Annotated in this window: 22 protein-coding genes; 5 read left to right on the plus strand and 17 right to left on the minus strand. The window is 65.6% G+C overall.

What is annotated here, in order from left to right:
- Window positions 1-50: 50 nt before the first annotated feature.
- The 4 genes from KI794_RS09940 to KI794_RS09955 form a co-directional block, all read right to left on the minus strand.
- Entirely contained in the window at window positions 51-1,484 is a 1,434-nt protein-coding gene (locus tag KI794_RS09940) for a hypothetical protein (RefSeq protein ID WP_255807994.1), read from the minus strand.
- A 1,243-nt stretch (window positions 1,485-2,727) separates the two neighbouring features.
- Complete coding sequence (locus tag KI794_RS09945) at window positions 2,728-4,404, minus strand: alpha/beta hydrolase (protein ID WP_255807996.1); 1,677 nt, start codon at window positions 4,402-4,404, stop codon at window positions 2,728-2,730.
- Window positions 4,405-4,445: 41 nt separating this feature from the next.
- Window positions 4,446-4,964 carry a hypothetical protein gene (locus KI794_RS09950; RefSeq protein ID WP_255807997.1) on the minus strand — a complete coding sequence of 173 codons (519 nt, stop codon included), beginning with the start codon at window positions 4,962-4,964 and terminating at the stop codon, window positions 4,446-4,448.
- Entirely contained in the window at window positions 4,961-5,335 is a 375-nt protein-coding gene (locus tag KI794_RS09955; RefSeq protein ID WP_255807998.1) for an META domain-containing protein, read from the minus strand. The genes KI794_RS09950 and KI794_RS09955 overlap by 4 nt, the downstream gene beginning before the upstream one ends.
- 167 nt (window positions 5,336-5,502) lie before the next feature.
- Between KI794_RS09955 and KI794_RS09960 the strand changes: the two genes are divergently transcribed.
- The 5 genes from KI794_RS09960 (at window position 5,503) to KI794_RS09980 (ending at window position 9,932) form a co-directional block, all read left to right on the plus strand.
- Complete coding sequence (locus KI794_RS09960; protein WP_255807999.1) at window positions 5,503-6,051, plus strand: HdeD family acid-resistance protein; 549 nt, start codon at window positions 5,503-5,505, stop codon at window positions 6,049-6,051.
- 2 nt (window positions 6,052-6,053) lie between these two features.
- Window positions 6,054-6,491 (plus strand): DUF6325 family protein, encoded by a 438-nt coding sequence (locus tag KI794_RS09965; RefSeq protein ID WP_255808001.1) that lies wholly within the window; start codon window positions 6,054-6,056, stop codon window positions 6,489-6,491.
- Window positions 6,488-6,757 carry an SHOCT domain-containing protein gene (locus KI794_RS09970; RefSeq protein ID WP_255808003.1) on the plus strand — a complete coding sequence of 90 codons (270 nt, stop codon included), beginning with the start codon at window positions 6,488-6,490 and terminating at the stop codon, window positions 6,755-6,757. Before KI794_RS09965 ends, KI794_RS09970 begins: the two co-directional genes overlap by 4 nt.
- Before the next feature lie 705 nt (window positions 6,758-7,462).
- Window positions 7,463-8,908: a DNA-processing protein DprA gene (gene dprA, locus KI794_RS09975; protein WP_255808004.1), complete on the plus strand. Its 1,446-nt coding sequence runs from the start codon at window positions 7,463-7,465 to the stop codon at window positions 8,906-8,908.
- Window positions 8,909-8,987: 79 nt separating this feature from the next.
- Window positions 8,988-9,932 carry a tyrosine recombinase XerC gene (locus tag KI794_RS09980; RefSeq protein ID WP_255808005.1) on the plus strand — a complete coding sequence of 315 codons (945 nt, stop codon included), beginning with the start codon at window positions 8,988-8,990 and terminating at the stop codon, window positions 9,930-9,932.
- 6 nt (window positions 9,933-9,938) lie between these two features.
- Here the strand turns inward: KI794_RS09980 and KI794_RS09985 are convergent, their stop codons facing one another.
- The 13 genes from KI794_RS09985 to KI794_RS10045 form a co-directional block, all read right to left on the minus strand.
- Window positions 9,939-10,577 carry a M23 family metallopeptidase gene (locus KI794_RS09985; RefSeq protein ID WP_370647805.1) on the minus strand — a complete coding sequence of 213 codons (639 nt, stop codon included), beginning with the start codon at window positions 10,575-10,577 and terminating at the stop codon, window positions 9,939-9,941.
- 121 nt (window positions 10,578-10,698) lie between these two features.
- Window positions 10,699-11,484 (minus strand): IclR family transcriptional regulator domain-containing protein, encoded by a 786-nt coding sequence (locus tag KI794_RS09990; RefSeq protein ID WP_119284320.1) that lies wholly within the window; start codon window positions 11,482-11,484, stop codon window positions 10,699-10,701.
- 31 nt (window positions 11,485-11,515) lie between these two features.
- Complete coding sequence (locus KI794_RS09995; RefSeq protein ID WP_255808007.1) at window positions 11,516-12,685, minus strand: thiolase family protein; 1,170 nt, start codon at window positions 12,683-12,685, stop codon at window positions 11,516-11,518.
- A gap of 57 nt (window positions 12,686-12,742) precedes the next feature.
- Window positions 12,743-13,384: a 3-oxoacid CoA-transferase subunit B gene (locus KI794_RS10000; protein WP_119284141.1), complete on the minus strand. Its 642-nt coding sequence runs from the start codon at window positions 13,382-13,384 to the stop codon at window positions 12,743-12,745.
- Complete coding sequence (locus KI794_RS10005) at window positions 13,368-14,141, minus strand: 3-oxoacid CoA-transferase subunit A (protein ID WP_255808008.1); 774 nt, start codon at window positions 14,139-14,141, stop codon at window positions 13,368-13,370. The genes KI794_RS10000 and KI794_RS10005 overlap by 17 nt, the downstream gene beginning before the upstream one ends.
- Window positions 14,138-16,222 carry a GNAT family N-acetyltransferase gene (locus tag KI794_RS10010; protein WP_255808009.1) on the minus strand — a complete coding sequence of 695 codons (2,085 nt, stop codon included), beginning with the start codon at window positions 16,220-16,222 and terminating at the stop codon, window positions 14,138-14,140. The genes KI794_RS10005 and KI794_RS10010 overlap by 4 nt, the downstream gene beginning before the upstream one ends.
- Window positions 16,223-16,257: 35 nt before the next feature.
- Window positions 16,258-17,496 carry an NAD(P)/FAD-dependent oxidoreductase gene (locus KI794_RS10015; RefSeq protein WP_119284144.1) on the minus strand — a complete coding sequence of 413 codons (1,239 nt, stop codon included), beginning with the start codon at window positions 17,494-17,496 and terminating at the stop codon, window positions 16,258-16,260.
- Window positions 17,493-17,813, minus strand: a complete 321-nt coding sequence (locus KI794_RS10020) for a 2Fe-2S iron-sulfur cluster-binding protein (RefSeq protein WP_119284145.1) — start codon at window positions 17,811-17,813, stop codon at window positions 17,493-17,495. The genes KI794_RS10015 and KI794_RS10020 overlap by 4 nt, the downstream gene beginning before the upstream one ends.
- Window positions 17,810-18,091, minus strand: a complete 282-nt coding sequence (locus tag KI794_RS10025) for a (2Fe-2S)-binding protein (RefSeq protein WP_119284146.1) — start codon at window positions 18,089-18,091, stop codon at window positions 17,810-17,812. The genes KI794_RS10020 and KI794_RS10025 overlap by 4 nt, the downstream gene beginning before the upstream one ends.
- A gap of 11 nt (window positions 18,092-18,102) precedes the next feature.
- Window positions 18,103-19,356: an NAD(P)/FAD-dependent oxidoreductase gene (locus KI794_RS10030; RefSeq protein WP_119284147.1), complete on the minus strand. Its 1,254-nt coding sequence runs from the start codon at window positions 19,354-19,356 to the stop codon at window positions 18,103-18,105.
- Window positions 19,356-20,819 carry an aldehyde dehydrogenase family protein gene (locus KI794_RS10035; protein ID WP_119284148.1) on the minus strand — a complete coding sequence of 488 codons (1,464 nt, stop codon included), beginning with the start codon at window positions 20,817-20,819 and terminating at the stop codon, window positions 19,356-19,358. Before KI794_RS10035 ends, KI794_RS10030 begins: the two co-directional genes overlap by 1 nt.
- Complete coding sequence (locus KI794_RS10040; RefSeq protein ID WP_304941389.1) at window positions 20,816-21,565, minus strand: amino acid ABC transporter ATP-binding protein; 750 nt, start codon at window positions 21,563-21,565, stop codon at window positions 20,816-20,818. The genes KI794_RS10035 and KI794_RS10040 overlap by 4 nt, the downstream gene beginning before the upstream one ends.
- On the minus strand, window positions 21,562-22,215 hold the full coding sequence (locus KI794_RS10045; RefSeq protein WP_119284149.1) for an amino acid ABC transporter permease: 654 nt from the start codon (window positions 22,213-22,215) through the stop codon (window positions 21,562-21,564). The genes KI794_RS10040 and KI794_RS10045 overlap by 4 nt, the downstream gene beginning before the upstream one ends.
- Window positions 22,216-22,221: the final 6 nt, after the last annotated feature.

Here is a 22,221-nt window from a genome sequence, read left to right on the forward strand (position 1 = left end):
GGGAGACGCGAGTGCTCGCCCTGCCGAAGCGAGCAAGATGAGCAGTGGGCTCAGCCCCTGTACGTCGACTCCGGCCCGTACGCGCTCCACCCGCCCATGAACGGCTGCAGTGCTTTCTCCGTGGCTTTCGGCGTCTCCGGCAGGCGCAGCCGCTGCCGGAGCGGGTCGACGCGGTCGGCGTATTCGCGGGCCCACTGGGCCCATTCGAGGGCCTCGCGGCGCGCGTCGTCGTCAGGCTCGGCGAGGGCGCGCTGCTCGACAGCGTCGGCGTACTCGCGGATGTCGGCTGCCCTCTTCCACCTCTTCGCCTGCTCGGCGAGCTCCTTGGCCCGGTGGCTGTCCGTGAGCTCCTGCACGGCCTGCTCGCGGGCGATCTCCCACCTACGCTGGCGCTCGATGCGGGCGCGCTCCGCAGCCTCCCTGCTGCGCTCTTCGGCCTCGTGCCGGAGCTCCAGCTCCTGCAGCACCTGCGCGAGGGAGTCCTCAAGGGGGCGGTCGGCGGTGTCCTTCCACTCCGAGCCCCAGAAGCTGACGCCGTGGGTCTCGACGCGGATGCCCAGCCTCTCTGTCGGCACGACGTCCCACTTCTGGACCCAGTGACCCTGCTCGGCGCGCTTGGCCTCGGTCTTCGAGAGGACGTGCTCGACGTTCTTGCTGATCTGGAAGAGGCTCAGCCGGTATTCATCGGGCCCGAGCACAAGCATGAGGTGCCCCTGATTCCGGTCGTGCTTCTGCACGTAACCCCAGCGATCCTTCGGCGGAGGCTTGATGAACTTCGCCTTGTGGCCTCGCAGCTCCGCCTCGGCGACGAGCGCCTGCGCGAGGCGAAGGGCACGGTTCTTCTCACTGGCGCTGATCTCGAAGTCCTCCCGGTCGCGGAGATTCTTGACCACTTCGGAGGCCCCGCGAAGGGACGCCGGCACGGGCACCGGGTCGAGCACGCGCATGCGCCACTCGGGCAGCGGGTGCAGCCGCACGCAGACGGTCCTCTTGCGCCAGTCACTCTCAACCGTGACCTGCATGCCCTCCGGGACCTTCTTGAAGCGCTCGGCGGTCTTCGCGAGCTGCTCGTACCGGTGATGCTCGTCGTAGTCGATCTCGATCCGGTTGTCCGGGGCCGCGAGCAGCGCTGTCATCATTGCTGCGGTGGGGCCCTGCTTGCGGACTGCCGGCTTGCGGGGAGCCGGAGCAGGGGCCGAGTCGCGGCTGGGTCGTTCCGCCGGTGACGGGGCCTTCTCGTCTGCGGCGGGTCGCTCGCTGTCTTCTTGGGGCGGGTAGTCGCCATGATCGGCGTAGTAGGCGCCGTCTTCCGTGATGGACGCCTGCCATTGCTTGCCGTGCCCCTTCACCTCGACCAGGCCGCGGTTGTGCAGCGCGCGGGCGACGATCCGGTGCTCGTAGCCCTCGTACACCCCGTCCGGCGCGCCGTCCCGCACCCAGGTCAGGACTTCGAGCTGCGCGGTGTTGAGCGGGAGGCGAGGCATGCTGCCATTCTCCTCCTGGGTCAGGCTGGGCCCAGGGAACTGCCGGAGGCGGAAGAAAAGGCGAAGGCCGCTCCGTGGAGTCCGAGTTCTTGGAGCGGCCTTCTGAAAAGGTAGTCGCAGTATGAGTCCCAACGACTGCCCCTCACGTTAGACGAGTCGATCTACATCGCGAAGCGACGGCCGGCACGGCGTGTCGCGCATCGTGCCGAGCGCCCGGAGGGGCCTCGGGTCGCAGCCATTCCGCTCCCGCTGCGTGGCCGCTGCGTCTCAGGGGGCCTCGGCTCCGCTCCCGCTGCGCCCCGGAGAGGCCGTCGAGGGGGTCTGCAACGCCTCGTGGCCCGCGGCTGCGCTCCCGCTGCGCCTCGGCCGGGCTGGGGAGGGAGAGCCCCTCGGGCATGAGGTTGCTCGGGCAGACGGGCTGCATTGGGCGTGCTGCCGGGCGGCTGCGTAACGCTGCTTCCGGCCGTGTAACGCTGGCCCCGCGGCTCGTGAGGTGTGCGTTTCTGCTCGTTTACCAGGGGTTTCTTCGTGCAGGGAGTCTGCTCGCCGGGGCGGGGAAGCCGGTTTTGTAACGCCGGGCCTCCTGGCGTTACAGCAGAGTTACAATAGAACCCGTCTCTGACCAGGGTTTTCTCTTGAGTGTAACGGTGTAACGCTCTTTCTGAGGAATTGGTATAGAGAAGAAGTTAAATATCAAGACCAACCACCATGCCATGTGTGTACTTACGTGCTCTGTATATAATAGGTTTCGCCTTTTCAGCGTTACAGCGTTACGCACCCCGTTCTGCCGCATGATTCCGCGGATCTCGCCGTTTCGCGGCCGTGACGCTACTATCCGGCCGCACCGCCGCTCGCGTGCTCCGACGCCCTGTTTTGCCGCATGATTCCGCGGTTTCTCGACGCGTCGGGAAGCGTAACGCTCGTTCCGTTACGCTCGGCGGCTTCCGCCCGCTCCGCCGAGCGCAGCCGCGGACGCCTTCCCGCTCACGCCGAGCACCTCCTGGAGGAGGGGAGCCCTCCCTGCCCGGCAGTAGCCGAGCATCTGCGAGCGGCAGGAACCACGCGCTGAACTGGGGTTTCCCCGCCGTTGCTCACATACGCAAAAATGTCGTATTGTGCCTGGTGTGCTGGTGGTCATGCCGGGGCTCGCTGTCCTCTGGGCGCGGGCAGGCCGGATCGCCTGTCCTGTCAGAGGAACCCCCGCACCGGCTGTGCCGGTGCTATGCGCGCTTCAGCACCCGAGCTACTCCTCGTGCCTTGGTATCGTCGAGTAGTTTTCGAGCGCCGCCTGCACCCGCTCCAGTGCGAGATCGTCGATGCCGTCCGATGGAGCCACCTGCTGCCATGCGGTGAGCACGACGTCTCCGTAGTTGTGGCCATAGGAGGCGGGTACGGCTTCACCGACCAGCATGTCCACCGTCACCTGTAGTCCGGTGACGATCGGGATCCAGCGCATCGCCGTGCTGATGTCCGGGCTGCGCTGCCCTGCGTCGAGCCACTCCGGTGAACTCCACAGCAGTTCTGATGAGAGCCAGGTGACGGGATCGGTCGCGTGCTGCAGATACAAGACCCGTGGATTCTCCCACGGACCGGAAAGCTGCTCCTCGTCACCGGCGCGTGAGATCCAGCGCACTTCGCGCCCGTCATCGAGTACCGGCTGCCATTCTGGGCTGCCGTCATCACGTGCCGCTTGCAGGGTACGCCACAAGGAGGATCCGTTCGGGCTCCCCACGAATAGTGCGCCGTCGGTGCGCTCCCGAAGGTCGGTGATGTCCGCGAACACAGCTTGGCTGCCGTGCGCGCCGAGGCTGAGGCCATATGAGATGAGCTGTGGCCTCTTGTCAGCGGGGAGAGTGTCCACCTTGGCCTCGATCGCATCGAAGAGGGCTCGCGCAGCCTCGACGGGGGCATCCGGGTCGAAGATGAACGACACCCAGCTTGGGGTGTATGCGTACTGCATCGCGGCGATGGCAGTGTCACCGCCGTGGAGGTACTCGACGGCGTCCACGGTCTGTGGTTCCAGCCAACCGGAACCTGTGGTCGTCGCAACAACCAATACCTCGCGGTCGAACGCGCCGGTGCGTTCAAGTTCGTCGACGACGAGCGCCGTGCGCTCTGCGAGCGTGGGTGCGGATTTGAGTCCGGCATAAACGCGGATCGGTTCGATCGCCTCAACACCGGTGACCTCAGTGATCTCAGCCGCGCTCGGGCCGCCACCGACGAACTCCGCCCCATGCCTGCCGAGCGATTCCCAGGCGATGGCTGATTCGGGTCCGGCGGAGCGGAACTCTGAGTCGGGCTCTTCCACACTCTCTTCTGGCAGATGGTTGCGATCAAAGTAGATGCGATCCACGGTCGCGAGTGCAGCGAACACTAGTCCGGCCGCGACACCACCGACGATGATCGCCGTCGCGGCGGTCGCGAGCACCGTGTGCATGCGTCGACGGAGGCGCGTGCGCATCAAGCGAACTGTTTTCCCGAGCAGAAGAAGCAGAACCGCCACAGGGATGAATGCGATCGCGAAACCTGCAATGTCTGCTCTGTCGAGGGGCGGCATGCTCACGAGGCTTCGCACTTCGTTCTGCCACACCGTCGACAGCACTGAAAGCGCGACCACCGCCAGGATCCAGGCTCCCGCATATACGAACCACCAGATCCTCCGGAAGTGCGGAACCGCACCGTCCTTCCATAGAAGCTTCCGGATGATCGCCCAGATCACGGCACCTAACAGGTACCCGATACCGAAGGCAAGGGCCGCGAGAACGCCCTGCAGGATCGCGGGACGCGGCAGTAGCGATGGGGTGACGGAGAGGATCGCGAACACGAACCCGACCACAGACCCGATCGAGTCAAGCGTCCACCATGCCGTCCGGCGCGTGGTGCGGCGAGCATGATCGTCTCCGGAGTTCTGATGGTACATGGGCAGGTGCGTCTCTTCTTTCAGTATCGGGTGCGGTCCGGTCAGTGGATGAGGGCTTTGAGAGCGATGATAAGACCACCGAACCCGGCAGTGATCAGCGCTCCGCCAAGCCTTGCCCAGGTGCTGTGGATGCGGGCCGCAGTGATGGCCCATCCGAGGAAGCCGAGCAGGAGCACGTCGATCAGGAGCGCCAACCAGACAGCATCGGCGGGCCGCAACAAGCCGGTCACGCCGAGGAGCAGCACGAGCACCGGGATGAGACCGATCAACAGCATGCCGAGCGACTCAGCGATACCAGCGCGCAGTGCCGCGGCGAAGGCGATCCGGTTGTGGCTCATCTCCGCCAATGTCGCCGCGTAGGCGTGCGCGGCGAAGAACACGAGCAGAGTACCCACGACTGCGAGCAGCGCCTCCCAGGAGCTGCCGGTGAGGTTGCGGGTCACGACGATGACGCCGGACACCACGATCAGCCCGTAGATCCCGCCAGCGGAGGAGACGAGTTCGAGGAAGCGCGAGCCTGCGCGAGGCCCAGAAGACTCCGTAAGGTCGGGTGTCGTCACTGCCGGGCGGTCTTTGCGAGCGACCCGATCTCCGCGCCGGACGCATCGCTGACGAGCAGCGCGTCGCCGTCGATGCGTGCAGTGTCGAGATCCATCAGCCAGGTGTCGACGTCGGGGCACGCCATCAGGGTCATCGCGACCTCCCCGAAGATGATCACCTCGCCGTCCTGCTCCCATCCGCCGCTGAGCCGGTTGCACCCGTCCGTGCCGGAGAGCTTGCCGCCCTCTTCCAGCACGAGGTGGGGCTGCCCGTCGGCTTCCTCGCCCCAAGTTCCGGTCGCGTCCGCGGATGACGCCGAGCACGAGGTCAGTGCGAAGAGGGCGATGCCCGCAACGACCAAGGCCTTGATTCGGTGGTTCGTGAAGATCATGTCGGCACTCCTGCGTGTTCGGCGTTCGAGATCTGCTGCCCATCTTATCGGCGCCCGTTTCTTGTCATATAAGGCGACCGAGCTCATGATCCACGACACGCCGCCGATATGATCGCTCATAGACGAACCTGTCGCATGCGAATACGAGCGAGAACACGAGGAACCCGATGACCACAACAACCACCACAGCACCTGCGAAGGGGGCACGCCTCGCGCTCCTGATCGGCGGCCTTGCCGCCGTCGGCTTCGGCATCGCCGTGCTCGCCTGGCCCACCAAGGCCGCTGTCGCGCTGACCGGCGTCATCGCGCTCTATGCGATCATTGCGGGCATCGTCTACGCAGCGCTCGGCATCTTCTCCAAGGGCCTCGGCGCAGGTGGCAGGATCGGGCATGTGCTCCTCGGCGTGCTCTACGTCGTCGCAGGCGTGTACGCGTTCTCGTCGCTGCAGCAGTCCGCTGCGTTCCTGGCACTGTTCCTGACGATCATGGTCGGCGTCATGTGGGTCATCGAGGGTTTCACCGCGCTGTTCACGCTCGGCCAGTCCGGTTCCAAGGTCCTCACGATCGTGTTCGCGATCCTCTCCGTCATTGCCGGGTTCACGCTCTTGAGCAGCCCGCTCTGGGGGGCCATGTTCCTGTGGTGGTTCCTCGCCATCGCCCTCATCGTGCTCGGCGGTCTGAACGTGATCCGCGCGATCGCGGGGAAGAAGGCCTGACCATGGCGACTGAGCAGTTCGCAGGCCCCGTTGACTACCTCGTGTTCGCCTTCGACGAGCACGCCGACCTCGGCCCCGGCCTCTCCGCGGTGCTGGACCGCGTCGAGCAGGGCATCGTCGAGATCCTCGACATAGAGCTTATCGGCCGCGACGAGACGGGTGCGCCCGTCAAGCGCGTCCTCGCCGACCTCGACGGCGTGACCGGCATCGACCTCGCAGCGTTCGACGGAGCGGAGAGCGCCATCCTCGATGCCGATGACCTCACCGGCATCGCCGCAGAGCTCGGCGAGGGCCAGATGGCGCTCGCCGTCGTCTACGAGGACCGCTCGTTCGCGGCCGCTGCAGGCGCTTGGTCGACAGCAGGCGGCGTGGAGCTGTTCTCCGGCGGAGTCGACATCGCAGAGCTTGATCAGATGCTCAACGAAGGGAACCAGTCATGAGCCTCCTCCGCACCGCCGTACGGGCATCAGTCGCGACCCGCGTGATCGGGAGCACCCACCGCCGCCAGCAGCAGCGCTGGGCCACGCAGGACGCGGCTGCTGCTCCCGCAGCTCCCGTCGCACCGCCTGTGCCCGAGGCCGCACCCGCCGCGGGCGGAGCCTCGGTCCTCGATCAGCTCGCGCAGCTCGGGCAGCTCCGAGACGCGGGCGTGCTCACGGAAGCCGAGTTCGAGGCGCAGAAGCAGCGCATCCTCTCCGGTTCCTAGGCGGGTCGTCGCGTCCGACAGGGTGCTCGATCTATCGATCGGGCACCCTGTCCGCGTTCGTGAGCAACTCATGGCGGGACTGCAAAGCACCCGCCCGCAAGCCGACGGGCCGGTGGGAGCAGTGGTCGCGGAGGGGTGCTTGACAGCGTTCAGTGCGGTGCGCGTAGGGTCGTCAGGATGAGCGACGAGGACGTGCCCGAGTCCAGCTGGGAAGACGCAGAGATCCCCGGCGACGTGCCGGTGCGCTTCGGCGACGGGTCCGGGGACGAGCAGTACCGCACGTGCAGCGAGTGAGGCGGCGACTGCGCGTCGGAGCCGGTGGTCGGGGGCAGCGCCGAGGGGCTCGGTATTAGGATCGTGTTCGTCTGCCCGGAGCGCGGCGTGCACTCCGTCGTCGACCTCTTCGAGGGCTCGCGCTAGAGCGCTGCGGCTCCGCTCCCACTGCGCCTCGCGGCGGGGTCCGCGGGCTGCGTCCAGACTGATCATCAGCCCCGGCAGTGCAGCACAGCCCCGGCGGCGCGCCGACGCGGTCAGGACGGCCAGAACGAGCAAGAAGCGACGTCTGACCAGGGGTTCTTCCGAAGCCGATCAGGTACGAGAAAATGTAGCCCTGCGCCTGGCATGGTCGATCTCCGACCTCGCCGGCGAGTCGCGGCCGGGACGTAGCGAGGTTGCGCAGGCGCTCGCGCTGCGAGGCGGTTCGACATGAGTGACTCTGACGACTGGTTGGCTGCGAGAGAACCGCGACCGCGCAGGGGCAGCACCAGTTCGCACCAGCAAGGCATCATCCGTCCCGACGCAGAGACAGCTCCGCTGCTCGCTGCGGTCTGCACCCTCGACTCAGGCTCGGAAACCGACGCAGAGGATCTTCTCGCGCGCGTTGTGTGGTCCCGGGTCACGGAGCCAGGCGATGCCACCGCCGGAGCGCTGATCGCTGCGCTCGGTCCCCTCGCCGCTCTCGATCTGCTCACAGATCGCGACCCCGCCCGTGCATGTGCCCGAATGCTGCGAGATGCACGCCAGAGCGACATGTTAGGCGGAGGCGGCGCCCACTGGAGTGACACCGATGCCGTCTCTTCACGACGCCTTCGAGCCGGCGTGAAAAGATGGCTGCCACGGCTCAGCCGGGCCGACTCCCTCAGAGACTTGTCCACTGCCGTCGCACTGCATATGAAGGTTGTCACACCCGAATCGCGCGCATGGCCATCACAACTCAACGACCTCGGCGTACACACTCCGCACGCGCTCTGGGTACGTGGCGATCCCGCTGTGCTCGCTGCACCGTCGTTGGCAGTGGTGGGTGCCCGAGCGAGCACAACCTACGGCAGCCAGGCAACAGTAGATCTCGCCGGTGAGGCCTGCGAGGCCGGCTACTCAATCGTCTCCGGCGCAGCGTACGGGATCGACGCGGTCGCCCATCGCACCGCCCTCGCTGCGGGAACCCCCACGGTGGCAGTGCTCGCGGGCGGTGCCGACCGCCCCTATCCCGCAGCCCATGACAGGTTATTGAGCCGCATCGCAGACAACGGCGCCATCTGTGCAGAGCTACCCCCGGGAGCTGCCCCCACGCGGTGGCGGTTCTTACAGCGCAACCGAATCATTGCTGCGCTCTCACAAGGCGTCCTTGTTACAGAGGCCGGGGTGCGGTCGGGCACTCTCAACACTGCGGGCCACGCTGCCGAGCTCGGGCGCGCGCTCGGCGCAGTTCCAGGCCCAATCACTTCCCCGGCCTCTGCTGGGTGCCACAGACTGGTTCGCGAATACGGCGCGCTGCTCGTCACCACCCGAGCCGAGGTGCGAGAGCTACTCGGAACACCGGAGGCTGCGGCGAGCGCCGACCGCGATACGGCCTCCGTTTCGCCGTCGCCCGCTGAAACTGTCGGGGATCAGGCAGACCACGACGGTCCGCCCTCGGGTGCCGGAGGAAGTTGGCGGGAGCCCCCGCTTCACAGGCGAGTCCTCGACGCGCTGCCCCTCTCAGGGGGTCGGTCGGCTGCAGACGCTGCACGGGCAGCCGGGCTGAGCTTTGAAGAAGCCCGTGATGCGCTTGCCGAGCTCGAACTGCTTGGCAGGGTCTCAACCGTTCCCAGCTCCGACGGCAGTCAACGACTCTGGCGGCTCGTGAGAAGCGGCCGCCAGGCAACGCGGTGAAAGCACTTCATCACAGACATTTGCGCGAATCACCGCCGAACACATCTCTCTTCGGGCCTACTCGGCCAAGATAGGTGTCATGAAGCTCGAGGCCGCCACATCAGCATTCCTCGATGCGGCGCGCCTCGAATTCGGCTATTCCGAGCACACGATCCGGTCGTACAAACGGGACCTGTTGAGCTTCACCGAGTTCGCGGCAGAGCAGGGCGTGACGGCTCTCATCGATGCTGACCTCGAGCTCATGCGTTCGTGGTTGTGGGAGCGGCAACAGGCCGGTCTTGCCGCGTCAACAATCGCGCGAAACGTCGCCACGCTCAAGTCGTTCGGTTCTTGGCTTGAGACCCGCAACTTACTTCCGGGCAACCCTGCTTCTCGCCTGAGAACGCCGCGCGCTCCGAAGGCGCTCCCGAGAGTGCTCACGCAGGAGCAGATGGCCCGAGTGCTCGCGCGGGCCGAGGACAGGGCTGCGAGCGGTGATCCCGAAGCGGTGCGCAATAGCGCGATCCTAGAACTTCTGTACTCCTCCGCTTTGCGAGTCTCCGAACTCGTGTCGCTCTCAGTTGACGGATTCGATAGACGAGAGCGCAGCGTCCGAGTCATCGGCAAGGGCGACAAAGAACGCGTTGTTCCGCTTGGCGTCCCGGCCGCCCGCGCGCTCGAACGCTACCTCGCCACCGCTCGACATGCGTTGCTGGCGCGCGGCGCCGACGGTCACCCCAACGGAGTACCGGCGCGGCTCGCTGAGCACGCACTGTTTATCGGCAACCGGCGCGGCGAGCCGATCAACACAGGGGCCATCTACAGGCTGGTCTCGCGAGAGCTTGAACAGGAGCCGGGCGGTGGCCCAAGCGGTCCGCACACCTTCAGGCACACTGCCGCGACCCATCTACTGGATGGCGGTGCTGATCTCCGAGTGGTGCAGGAGATGCTTGGCCATTCAAGCCTGTCGAGCACGCAGGTCTACACTCACGTGTCGATGGAGCGGCTAGCTGCAACGTACAGGCAGGCCCACCCGCGAGCGTAGTGCAACTTACCAGGGCAACAGCACTGGTTTGGCGAGAAAGTACTGCAACGGATTCACGTATTCGTCGTGCACTCGCACACCAATGTGCAGGCACTCGTCTAGACAGTGTCCCCCGTCGGCGACGACCCCAATCTGCTGCTTCGGGAGCACCTGCGCGCCTTCGGTGAGCCCTTCCCCGGCTTGCTCGATGGGCTCGAACGACACCACCGTACTATCATCGACGCGCACGGAGAGTACGTGCCTGTCGGCGACCTTTCCGACGAAACTCACGACCCCACCGACTGGTGCATACACGTTCGCCCCAGGCCGGGCTGGCAAGTCGATACCTCGGTGTCCTGAAGCGTATGGCGTGGGCGGCGGCCGGTACGGGCCCGAGACCTGGAGCGTATCTCCGAGCGGCGGCAACCAGTACTGGGAGTTCAGGGCAGCGCTGGGCGCGTGCGCCACAGACGCCCCGAACGCCCCTGAAGACTCGAACGCCGCAGACGGCGGGTGTATCATCTGAGCGGTTCGGCTCCCAGGAAGCCAACTGCTAGCTGGGCTGCAGAGAAGTGCTCCCCAGAGCACGACACTGACAGCTTGCAGGCGTCGGGCTCGACGGGCACAAAAGATCACGATTGTCGACTGCGCTGAGCAAAGGGTCATGCCTCCAGCTTCTGCGACCTCAGAGCTGGCCGGAACAGCATCGCGATGCGTAGTGGATAAGCTCCTCAGTTCAGAGCAGGATCAGCGTGTGGGGACAACGCGAGCTGTGACAGGCACGACTCTACGTTCCGATCAAGTCAAGATCTGCTTCAATATCGCGAGCGGTCTGCAGCAAGTGCGGCAGGTGGTGGTCAATGAGCGCCTCGACGGGACCGGCGCTCGCGCTCGTCGACACATTCACAGCGGCCGCGACCCGGCCGTCCCGGCCGCGAACGCGGGCTGCGATCGAGCGTAACCCGATTTCGAGCTCCCCATCGACAAGGGCCCAGCCTTGATCGCGCACTCTGTCGAGTTCAGCGTTCAGCTCAGTCGGTGAAGTAAGCGTTCGTTCTGTGAGGCGTGCAAGGTCTGCGCCCGCGAGCAGCCGGTCCCTCTCGGCGGACGACAAGTCGCTGAGGAGGACACGCCCCATACTCGTCGCGTGAGCCGGGAAACGTGTGCCGATCGTAATACCAACTGTCATGATCCGTCGCGTCGGGACGCGGGCAACGTAGACAATATCGGCATCGGCCAGCACCGCAGCAGACACTGATTCTTCGAGTGCGTGCGACAGTTTCTCAAGGTGTGGCTGCATCATTTCGGGCAGCGAGAGCGCAGACAGGTAGCTGAAGCCGAGTTCGAGCACGCGTGGAGTGAGCGCGAACAGCCGCCCGTCTGTGCGGACGTAGCCGAGGGTCTGCAGTGTTCTGAGGAAACGCCGAGATGCAGCCGCTGGGATTCCGACTCTCTTCGAGACCTCGGTGAGCGTCAGCTCGGGGTTCTCGGCATCGAACGCGCGAATGACGGCCAGGCCACGCGCAAAGGACTGAACGTAGTCGCTGCCCTCGGCCGAGTCTTCGTTACTCATACCCCCATTCTGCCGGTCTGCCGCGAAGATGTCAGCGTTCGAGCACAACAGCGAGTCCTTGACCAACCCCGATGCAGATCGCCACAACTGCAACCCCGCTGCCACGGCGCGCGAGTTCGTGTGCCGCACGTGCAACGATACGGCCACCTGACGCGCCAAGCGGGTGTCCGATTGCGAGCGCACCGCCGTGTACGTTGAGGCGCGCCGGATCGAGGTCAGGCCAGCCCACGAGACACGCGAGTGCTTGTGATGCAAACGCCTCATTGAGCTCAACGAAGTCGACATCTGCCCACGACCGGCCCGCGCGGGCGAGCGCCCGGTTCGCCGCTTCGATGGGGGCGGTCGGGAATTCCTGCGGGTCGACACCGTGCACCGCCCTCGCAGCAATCCGCGCGAGTGGTTCAGCCTCGAGCGCGCCCTCGCGTCCGAGCAGCACGGCAGCGGCACCGTCGTTGATCGACGACGAATTCCCAGCGGTCACGCTGCCGTCGGATGCGAAGAGCGGGCGGAGCGCCGCAAGCTTCTCGACTGAGGTGTCGTCGCGGATCCCCTCATCACGAATGAGCTCGTGGCCCGGCACCTGGACGATCTCGCGTTCGAACGCACCGCTGGCCCAGCCCACCGCGGCAAGGGCGTGCGACCGGGCGGCGAACGCATCTTGCGCTTCCCTGCTGATCCCCCACTCCCGCGCTGTCCGTTCTGCGGCTTCACCGTTCGAGATCGTCCACTCGTGAGGGAGCTTCGGGTTCACCATCCGCCAGCCGATGCTCGTGTTCCAAACCGTCTGGTTCCCAACGGCGGGCCAGGCCTTCGCTGACTTCTCAATGACGAATGGTGCCCGACTCATCGATTCGACTCCGCCGGTGAGCACGAGTTCAGCGTCGCCGCATTCGATTGCGCGCGATCCTTGAATCACGGCTTCAAGCGAGGATGCGCAGAGCCTGTTCACGGTGACGCCGGCGACAGACGTTGGAAACCCCGCGAGCAGCGCGCCGAAGCGCGCGACATTGCGGTTGTCCTCCCCCGCCTGATTCGCGTCGCCGAAGACGACGTCAGCGATACGGGCGGGGTCGACACCAGCTCTGTCAACGGACGCACGCATCACGACCGCAGCGAGGTCATCGGGCCGGACCCCAGAGAGGCCGCCGCCTGCGCGACCAAACGGGGTGCGTACGGCGTCAAAAATGTGAGTCGTTTCCATCTTGCTGCGTTCCTGTCAGTGGTGGGAGGGTGAGTCACTGCGTGGCGGGTGGTGCGGCTACGCTTCAGTAAGCGTCAGCCCGGTGAGCTCAGCGAGCCCGTCAACGGTGTTGTTGCCGAACAACTCACGCACAGCGAAACCGGTCTCGGTCACATCGAACACGGCATGGTCGGTGTAGACACGCGTGACGCACCCGACCCCGGTCAGAGGGTAATCGCAACTCTCAACCAGTTTCGGCGCGCCCTGCTTCGTCAGCAGGTCAGTCATCACGTAGACGGACTTCGCTCCGATCGCGAGATCCATCGCGCCGCCTATTGCAGGGATTGCGTCGGGCGCCCCCGTCGACCAGTTTGCGAGGTCACCGTTCTCGGCAACCTGAAACGCGCCGAGCACACACACGTCTAGGTGGCCGCCCCGCATCATCGCGAATGAGTCGGCGTGATGGAAGTACGAGGCACCCGGCACCGCGGTAACGGGCTGCTTGCCCGCGTTGATGAGGTCAGGATCGATACGTGCGGGCTCTGGCGCCCCACCCATCCCGAGCATCCCGTTCTCAGTGTGCAGGATGATCTCGCGGTCCTTCGGGAGGTAGTTCGCAACGAGCGTTGGTGCGCCGATCCCGAGGTTCACGTATGCGCCGTCGGGAATGTCAAGGGCAATCTTTGCGGCGAGGTCTTGCCGACTAATTCGCGAGTACATTTGCGAACTCCTTCGTGTCGTGTCCGGGCGCTCGAAGCGGGACCCCGTCGATGTCAACACCGCCAGCGAACTCGCCGCCGCGCAGCCACTCGCGTTCGCCGAGTGCGACGACCCTGTCGACGAAGATCCCCGGCGTCACAATCGCTTCCGGGTCGAGCGCACCCAGGGGCACAATCTCATCAACCTGAGCGATCGACACGGTCGCAGCAGCAGCCATGATAGGGCCGAAGTTTCGTGCGGTCTCACGGTAGACAACATTGCCCCAGCGGTCAGCCGAAAGGCCACTGATGAGCGCGAAATCAGCCCGGATCGGGTACTCAAGCAGGTACGTTCGCCCTCCGATCTCACGGGTTTCTCGCCCCTCTGCGAGCTCGGTCCCAACCGCCGTTGGGGTGTAGAACGCTCCCACCCCCGCGCCAGCCGCACGGATGCGCTCAGCAAGATTGCCCTGCGGCACGAGTTCGAGCTCGAGCTCACCTGACCGGTAGAGCCTGTCAAAGACCCACGAGTCGTGCTGCCGCGGGAACGAGCAGACGATCTTCCGTACCCGCCCCGTTGCGAGAAGCGCGGCGAGCCCGACATCGCCGTTCCCGGCGTTGTTGTTCACAACGGTGAGGTCTTTCGCCCCCTGTTCAATGAGGGCGTCGATAAGCTCCACAGGCTGCCCAGCGCGTCCGAAGCCGCCGATCATCACCGTTGCACCGTCAAAGATGCCCGCGACCGCGTCGGCAATCGTAGGTACTGTCTTGTTAATCATCGCGCACCCCTCACCACTCGAATGTCATCAACCCGACTCTCATCGTCGGGGCGGCGGTCGTCAGTCGGTTCGAAGCCGACCTTCCTGTAGAACTCAAACGCCCGCGCGTTTCCGTCGACGACCCAGGCAAACGCGGGCTCATCACCGAGCAACCGGTCGATGAGTGCTGCCGCGAGCCCGGTGCCGCGCGCCTCCGGAGTGAGGTTGAGCGTGTGCAGCTCGAGGCCGAGGGGCCCCGCGTCGTCGTGCCGGTGTGCCGACCCGAATCCAAGAAACACTCCTGATGCGGAGTGCGCGACCAGGATTTGGTAGCCGGGTGCTCGCTCAAGCGCGTTTTCCCACTCCGGGAGCCGCCGTTCGGGGGTGAGAGCCCGCAGGAAGTCAGAGTCCATGAGCCCCGCGTACGCTTCTTGCCAGACCGCGACGTGAAACTCGGCAATGTCTGGCAGGTCTTCGTGAGTCGCCGGGCGAATCGTAAACGGCCGCACGGCTCCGATGCAGGGCTCGTGACAAGTGAGGGTGCCGAGTACACGGTCGTCTTCAAACGGCCAGGCCGCGGTGTCGGTGTGACGAAACCTCAGCGCGGTGAAGTCGGTTTGCGCGGGCCCGGGAGCATCAACAGGAATGATACGTCCAACGATAGGCTCGAAGGCCGCACGGAAGTGGTTCTTCACCTTCCATGCGAGCACGTCGTACGCCGTCGGATCGACACCAAGGTGACGGTACAGCGCCGGGTCGTTCGCGGTGATCGGGCGGCCCGTGACAACAACGTCGGCAGTAGCCGAGACAGGGTGGCCGTCGACGCTGCGCAGCCGCAGCCACGCAGCGCCACCTGTGTCGACAGAGAGCCCCGCGTTGAACGGCCCATCGTTCACGTAGACGCCATCGGTCGCCGCAAGCACCTCCGCCGTGACTGTGAGCGACGCGCCAAACTCCGTGGAGGCTTTCCCGGCGAGTTGCGTCTCGAGCACAGCCCCGATACCCGCCGAACGAGCAGCTCGAACCACGTCATCGTCGCAGATCGCCGACATGAGCACGGTGCCGAGATCTGCGGCGAACACCTCACGGAGGAGCCCCGTTGTGTCTGCGCTGCCGCCCGACTGGGGGTTGTCGGCGACATCGGCAAGCACGACGGGGGTTTCACCCGAGGCGATCGCGTCGCGCGCCGCCGCGAGCGCCTGAGGGATCGCCGCGACGTCGACCTGGTAGCGATCGCGCTGCGCCCAGAAGTACTCGGCCACTTCTTGGGCAACTCGCTCTGCCTCGGATGGGTCAGCCGCAACGACGCTCACAGCAGCGCCCGAGCAGCGTGTGTCTGCGTAGGGAAAGCCTGCGTGCGGGCTGACCGCACGCACGCCGCCGGTCTCACGAGCCTGTGCGAACCGTACGACGTCGGCCATGGGCCCTTCGTCCGTTCGCATGTTGATGCTCCGCAGCAGCATCGGAAGTCGCACGGTGCGCACTGTGAGCGGCTCCCCTGCAAGCGCGTCAAGCAGGGCACTCGCGGCCCGCACGCCCTGATCGTACATGTCGATGTGTGGGTAGGTGTGGTACCCGAAGATGAGCGCCCCGCACTCCGCCGGCGTGCCGCTGACGTTCGCGTGAAGATCAAAGGTGACCGCGATCTGTGCGTCAGCGCCGACGATAGCGCGGGCGAGTTCGACGATCGCGCCCTCTGGATCTTGCTCAGTCTCAGACACCATGGAGCCGTGCAGCGCGAGCAACAGGCCATCGAGCGGGCTGTCGGCGACCGCTCGCCGAAGTGCGAGTTCAAACTCTCGCAGCAGCGTCGCGTATGCCCCAGCCGTGACGGTGCCAGCGGGCATCGCTGCTGCTGCAATGAGCGGCACCGGAGTCGCCCCGTGGGCGCCGAGCACGTCGAGGAATCCGCCGAGTTCTGTCTGCGTCCCCGAGTAGACGTCGATGAGGCGGTCGCCCTCGTGATGATCCTCAGCTTCGAACGCCGCGAGGTCAGTCGTGATCGGGCTAAACGAGTGTGACTCGTGATAGAAGAAGGCGACCCCAATGCGCGGGGCGCTCGCGGGCTGCTGCCCACTGCCTGGTGCTGTCATCTGTTCCATGATCTGCGTCACTCTGCCGGTTCAGCGAAGCGCTGTTACGGCAGAGGTGCCTCCTGTCGCTGGGTGAAAAGGGCCGCAATCTCGTCGTGGCCCTGCTGGATAGCGGGCTCGAAGGTGAATTCACTCTCGGCGCGCAGCTGGCGCAGTTCGCCGAGCTCCGTTTCCCGCGTCTCGAACGGGGAATTCCCGAGGGTTGCGAGAATCTCACCCGCAACGATCTCTCCCTGCTTCAGTGAGACTTTCGCGCTTTCGACGCCGACCGTGTTTCCCGCCAGGAAGAGGCCCGGCAGCGCGGTTGCGCCCGTCGCCGAGTGCACAGCGACCTTCGCCCCAACGGAGTCGCTCGTGACGAATTCGAGGCCCAGGGAGGCGCTGAGGTCATTGAGTGGCACGAGTCCGTTTGAGAGGCAAACCGAGTCCGTGCTGATGATGCGCCGACTCCCGGGCACAGCATCGCCGTTTGCGCGCACCGTCTCCACCTCAGCACCGGTGACCCTGTCGTCGCCGACGATACGGACAAGTCGGGTGGTGAGGCGCAACGGGATCCCCCATAACGAAAGCGAGCGCGGGAGCACCCTCGCGGCGATAGCGGCGAGGCCGGGGATCGCCATGAGCGCGCCGCCGAGGCGCATGTAGAAGTACGGCGCGAGTTTACTCAGCCCGCCGAGCCGCTTCAGGGTGCTCTGCGGGTCACTATCGGGCACCTCCACGGGTGGGAGGACGATTGAGTCGACATCGACCCCGCCAAGCTTCATTGCGCGCGCAATCGTGAGGGAGAGCGGGTCGACTCCGACGACGACGCTTCGCGCGCCGGGCCGCACTCTGTGCGTGTTGGTCAGGATCTGCGCGCCGCCGATCGTGAACACACCGGGCAGCGTCCACCCCTCGACTGGCATCGGCTTCTCGACCGCACCGGTCGCGATCAGCACCGCGCGGGTGCGAATCTCGGCGGCGTCGCCGCCGCGTGACGAGGTCGCGCGAACCACCCACCCGGGTTCAATGGCCCAGGCAACGGTGTCGGTGAGGATCCGCACACCTGCGCGCTCGACGCGAGCGAGTAGGTCGTTCGCGAGGGTCCAGCCGATCCACCACTCGCCGTCGTTCTCCTGGTGAAGCTGGCCGCGCAGCTTGCCACCGGTCTGGTGGTTCTCTTCGATAAGAACGACAGCCAGCCCTCCTTCGGCAGCGCGCGCTGCCGCGGAGAGCCCCGCGGGACCACCACCGACAACAACGAGGTCGACGCTGTCAAAGTTTTCGATGACTCCCCCATTCACGAGTCGTACCCCCGCGTCGAACGGTAGGTGTCACCGTCGCTGAGCGGCGCCTGGCACCCACGCACTCGCTCCGCCGTCTCCTCGTCAGGTCCGAGCCAGAGACGGCATTCGTAGCAGTGCCCAATCCCGCAATAGAGCCCTCGAGGCTCACCCGCGACGGGTGACGTACGCAGCTCGCGCACGCCCGCTGCGAGCAATGCCGCTGCGACCGGTTCGCCTGTGCGCCCCACGTATGACTCGCCGTTGAAGGTAAATTTCGCGTCGTCCGCCGCGGGCGGCTCTGGGAGTACGGGATGATTCTCAATCCGTTCGGTCATGCTGCACCCTCTTCCCGGGCCGCCGACTCCGCCAGGTCCCCGAGCGCGGTAGGGCGCACTGGCAGGCGGACCGTCATCGAACTGCCTCCGACCTCGGGCGCGATGCCTGCCTGGCCGAGAAGCTCCTCGACCGCGGTGCGGCAGACGCGGCCCTGACAGAACCCCATGCCCGCGCGGGTCTGAAACTTCACTTCCTGAGCGGTGCAGACGCCCGACTCCACAGCGTCAGCGATGTCTTGCGCGGTGACGTCTTCGCACCGGCACACAGTGTGGTTCATGCTGCTCTCCTTCAATTCTTCGCAAAGCGCCCAGGCGCGTAGTCAGTGAGGGCGTCCAGTAGGGCCGCCGGAGTTTCGGTGCCGCGCACCTCGTGTTTGAGGAGCTCGGCAAACATGCGGCCAGCGGCAGCTGACAGACCGAAGCCGTGGCCGTTGTAGCCGGCGCTCACCCAGAGACCGGGCACCCCTGGGACTTTGCCGAGGAGCGGGTAGTGGTCGGGGGTGAGCTCAACAGTCCCGGCGAAAGCACGGATGATCGGAACGCGCGAAAGCCCCGGGAACATCTCTGTCATATACGTGCCATAGACGTCGAGCGCCTGCCTGGTTGTGGTCGTGTGGTATCCGTTCTCTTCCCAAGGCCCGCCACCCCCGATCAGGATGTTGTCTGCGTGGGTCTGCCTGGCATACACCCGGTTTCCAGAGACGAATGGGAAATCACCCTTCACCGGCAGTCGTTCAGTCGCGGTGAGTTGTGAGCGGCGCGGCCGCACAGGCAGCTCGGCCCCGACCTGCCACCCAAGCTCTGTCGTCCACGGGCCCGCGGCGATGAGCACGACATCCGCTTCGTATGAGGCGTTCGCGGTCGACACACCAGTGACCCTCCCCTGACGCTCGATGAGCCGCTCCACGGGCGCGAACGTCTCGACCGTTCCGCCTCGGCTGACGACAGCCTCGCGCAGCGACGTGGTCGCGGTGAACGGGTATCCCTGCCCGTCGTACGGGGAGAACAGAGCGCCCGCGATACCGGGGTTGACGAGTGGCAGCTCTGCGACGGCTTCACTCCCCTCGCGCAGCTCGATCGGCACGCCCGCTCGCTCGTAGATGTCGCGCGCTCGCTGCAACAGAGACAGCTCGGTGCCGTTCATCGCGACGATCGTGTGACCCTTTCGCCGGAACTTCACATCGAGTCCGCGCTCACCGAGTTCCTCCCAGAGGTCCATCGAGACCCTGGCGAGGGCGACCTCGCCGATGTCGCGGCCGTTGGCGTAGATGCCGCCAGCGTTACGGCCCGAGGCGGCGCCCCCGAGGGCGCGTGATTCGAGCACAGTGACATCGGCTCCGGCCTCGCTCGCGTAGTACGCGGACATGAGGCCGACGATCCCCCCGCCAATAATCAAGACGCGGAGCCCGTCGAGCCCCTCAATCGGGGCACCGCGAAGGGCCTCGCTCACGGCTTCGTAATCGTGTAGCGCGCGGTCACCTTGCTCGAGGTCGGCGTTCAGAGGGTCGAGGGTGAGCAGCGTCATGCGGTTTTCTTCAGTCATCACTGCTCCATGGTCTGCGGGTCGATGTAGACGGACACGAGCTCGGTCATGAATTCAAAGCCGTGCTCAGAGACCTCGCGGTGCCCGTTGCCCGACATCCCGGTGCCACCGAAGGGCACGCCGAGCTCGGCCGAGCTCGTGCCGCGATTCACATAGATAAGGCCGCTATCAATGTCGTCGAGCGCGGTAAAAGTCGCACCAAGGCTGCGCGTGAACACCGATGTCGAGAGACCGTAGTCGGTGTCGTTCGCAACGGCGAAAGCCTCTGTGGCATCAGCGACCCTGATCACCGCGATCACCGGGCCGAAGACTTCCCTTCGCGCGATCGCGTGCTCGCGGGTTACGCCGTCGAGCAGCGTCGGCAGGTAGAAGAAACCTTCTGCGGGCAGGCCGTCAGGCCTTGCGCCTCCGACGACGACGCTCGCCCCGTCCGAGACAGCGCCCCTCACGGCGCTCTCCACGCCCGCGAGTTGCGCGGCAGTGGCAACGGGGCCCATATCGACGTCCGCGTCGGCGCCGTCGCCCAGGGTGAGCGCACGGATTCCGTCGGCAACGCGCGCAATCAGCTCGTCAGCGACCTCAGCGACGACAACGATCCTGCTCGTCGCGGTGCAGCGCTGGCCGCTCGTAAGGAACCCGCTGCGCACGATCTCGCGCGCTGCGAGGTCTAGATCCGCGTCTGCAAGCACCACGGCCGCGTTCTTCCCGCCGAGTTCGAGTGAGCACGGGGTGAGCGTCGATGCGACGCGCTGCGAAATCTGCGTGCCAACCTCGGTGGAACCGGTGAAGGAGACCGCATCAACGCGCTCGTCCCCAATCGCCTCCGAGGCGAGCTCCCCGGTGCAGGCGCCGAGCAGCGCGAAGGCGTCCCCGATGCCGGCCCGCTCGAAAGCCTCGGTCACGAGTACCGCCGTGCCGTTCACCTGCTGCGCGGGTTTCCAGAGCACAACGTTACCGACGGCGAGCGCCGCGAAGATCTTGTAGCCTGCGAGCGCGATCGGGAAGTTCCAGGGGGTGATACACGCGACAACGCCGACAGGCTTTCTCCTCGTGTGGATGAAGCGCGTACCATCGGCCGACGGGAGCACTTGCCCGAGCGCACGGCCAGCCTCGTGCGCGAACCACCTGCAGGTGCTCGCGAACACTCCGACCTCACCGCGGGACTCAGCGAGTGTTTTCCCCATCTCGAGTGTCATCTGCCGCGCGATCCGCTCGCCGTCGCGCTCGATCTCAGCTGCGACCTGCTCCAGGACCCGTTGGCGCTCCGTGAGCGGAAGGCGCTGCCACGGGGCCACCGCGTCACGGAGGGCGTCGAGCGCGAGCCCAAGATCCTCCCTGCCCGCTTGTTTGTACACCGCGAGCTGCATGCCCGTCGCAGGGTTTACGGTCTCGGTCGTGCCCTCACCGGTTCCCGGATGCCAGGCGCCGCCTCTGAACTGGGTGTTCACGATGCCCCCGCTCATGCGACGTGCCTGAGGAAGGACTGCAGCTTGCTACTCTTCGGGCGATCGAAGAGCTCGGAGGGAACGCCCTCTTCCTCGACAACTCCATCGGCCATGAAGACCACACGGTCGGCGACGTCGCGGGCAAACGACATCTCGTGCGTGACGATGAGCATCGTCATCCCCGCGCTCGCGAGGTCCTTCATGACCTTCAACACCTCGCCGCGCAGCTCGGGGTCGAGCGCGCTCGTGGGCTCGTCGAACAGCATCGCCTGCGGGTTCATCGCGAGCGCCCGCGCGATCGCGACGCGCTGCTGCTGCCCGCCTGAGAGCTTGTGCGGATAGACGCCCGCCTTCTCGGCAAGCCCGACACGTTCCAGGAGCACAAGTGCCTGCTCCGTTGCCGCTGCCTTCTTAACGCCGAGCACCTGCATCGGCGCTTCAATGACATTTTCAAGCACCGTCTTGTGGGGAAACAGGTTGAACTGCTGGAACACCATGCCGACGGTGCGGCGCACCCTGAGAATGTTCTCGTTCTTCCCGTCAACGGGCTGGCCGAGCACCGAGATGACTCCGGATGTGGGCTCCTCGAGGTGGTTGGTGCACCGCAGGAGCGTGCTCTTGCCCGAGCCGGATGCCCCAATGAGCGCGACGACCTCTCCGCGCCGTACCTGCAGGCTCACGCCCTTCAGCACTTCGAGATCGCCAAAGCACTTGTGAATATCTTGCATGTCGATCATGCAGTCGGTTGTTGCTGTCGTGGTCATCGGTCTGACACCGCCATTCGCTTCTCGAGCCGGGTGAGGAACATTGACATCACTGTCGTGAGAATCAGGTAGATCGCAGCCACAGTGAGATAGAACTCCATGAACGCGAAGTTCGATGCTGCGAAGCGCTGCGCAACCATCATGAGCTCGCTCACGGTCACGAGTGAGGCGAGTGACGAGTCCTTAATCATCGACACCGCCTGGTTGCCGAGCGCGGGTACACTGATGCGGAACGCTTGCGGGAGCACGATCCGCCAGAGCACCTTTCGCCGTGTCATTCCGAGCGACGATGCCGCCTCAAGCTGCCCCTTCGGCACGGCCTGCAGGCCACCGCGGAGGATCTCGGCAATGTAGGCACCAGCGTTGATACCAAGGCCAAGGATCGAGGAGAGGAACGCCCCAAGCTCAATGCCGAGCTGAGGCAGACCAAAGTAGATCAGGAAGAGCTGCACCAGCACCGGTGTGCCCCGGAACACCCAGACGTACAGGTCGACAAGCCAGACAAGCGGTTTGATACCGCTGAGTTTCATCACCGCAGCCACGAGGCCGAGGATCAAGCCAAGCGCGAGCGACAGGATCGAGATAAGGATCGTGATCCATGCTGCCTGCGCGAGGAACCCCAGGTACGGGGCGACAAGCGTGAAGTCCATTCTTCG

This window comes from Leucobacter aridicollis, assembly GCF_024399335.1.
Taxonomy (GTDB): domain Bacteria; phylum Actinomycetota; class Actinomycetes; order Actinomycetales; family Microbacteriaceae; genus Leucobacter; species Leucobacter aridicollis_A.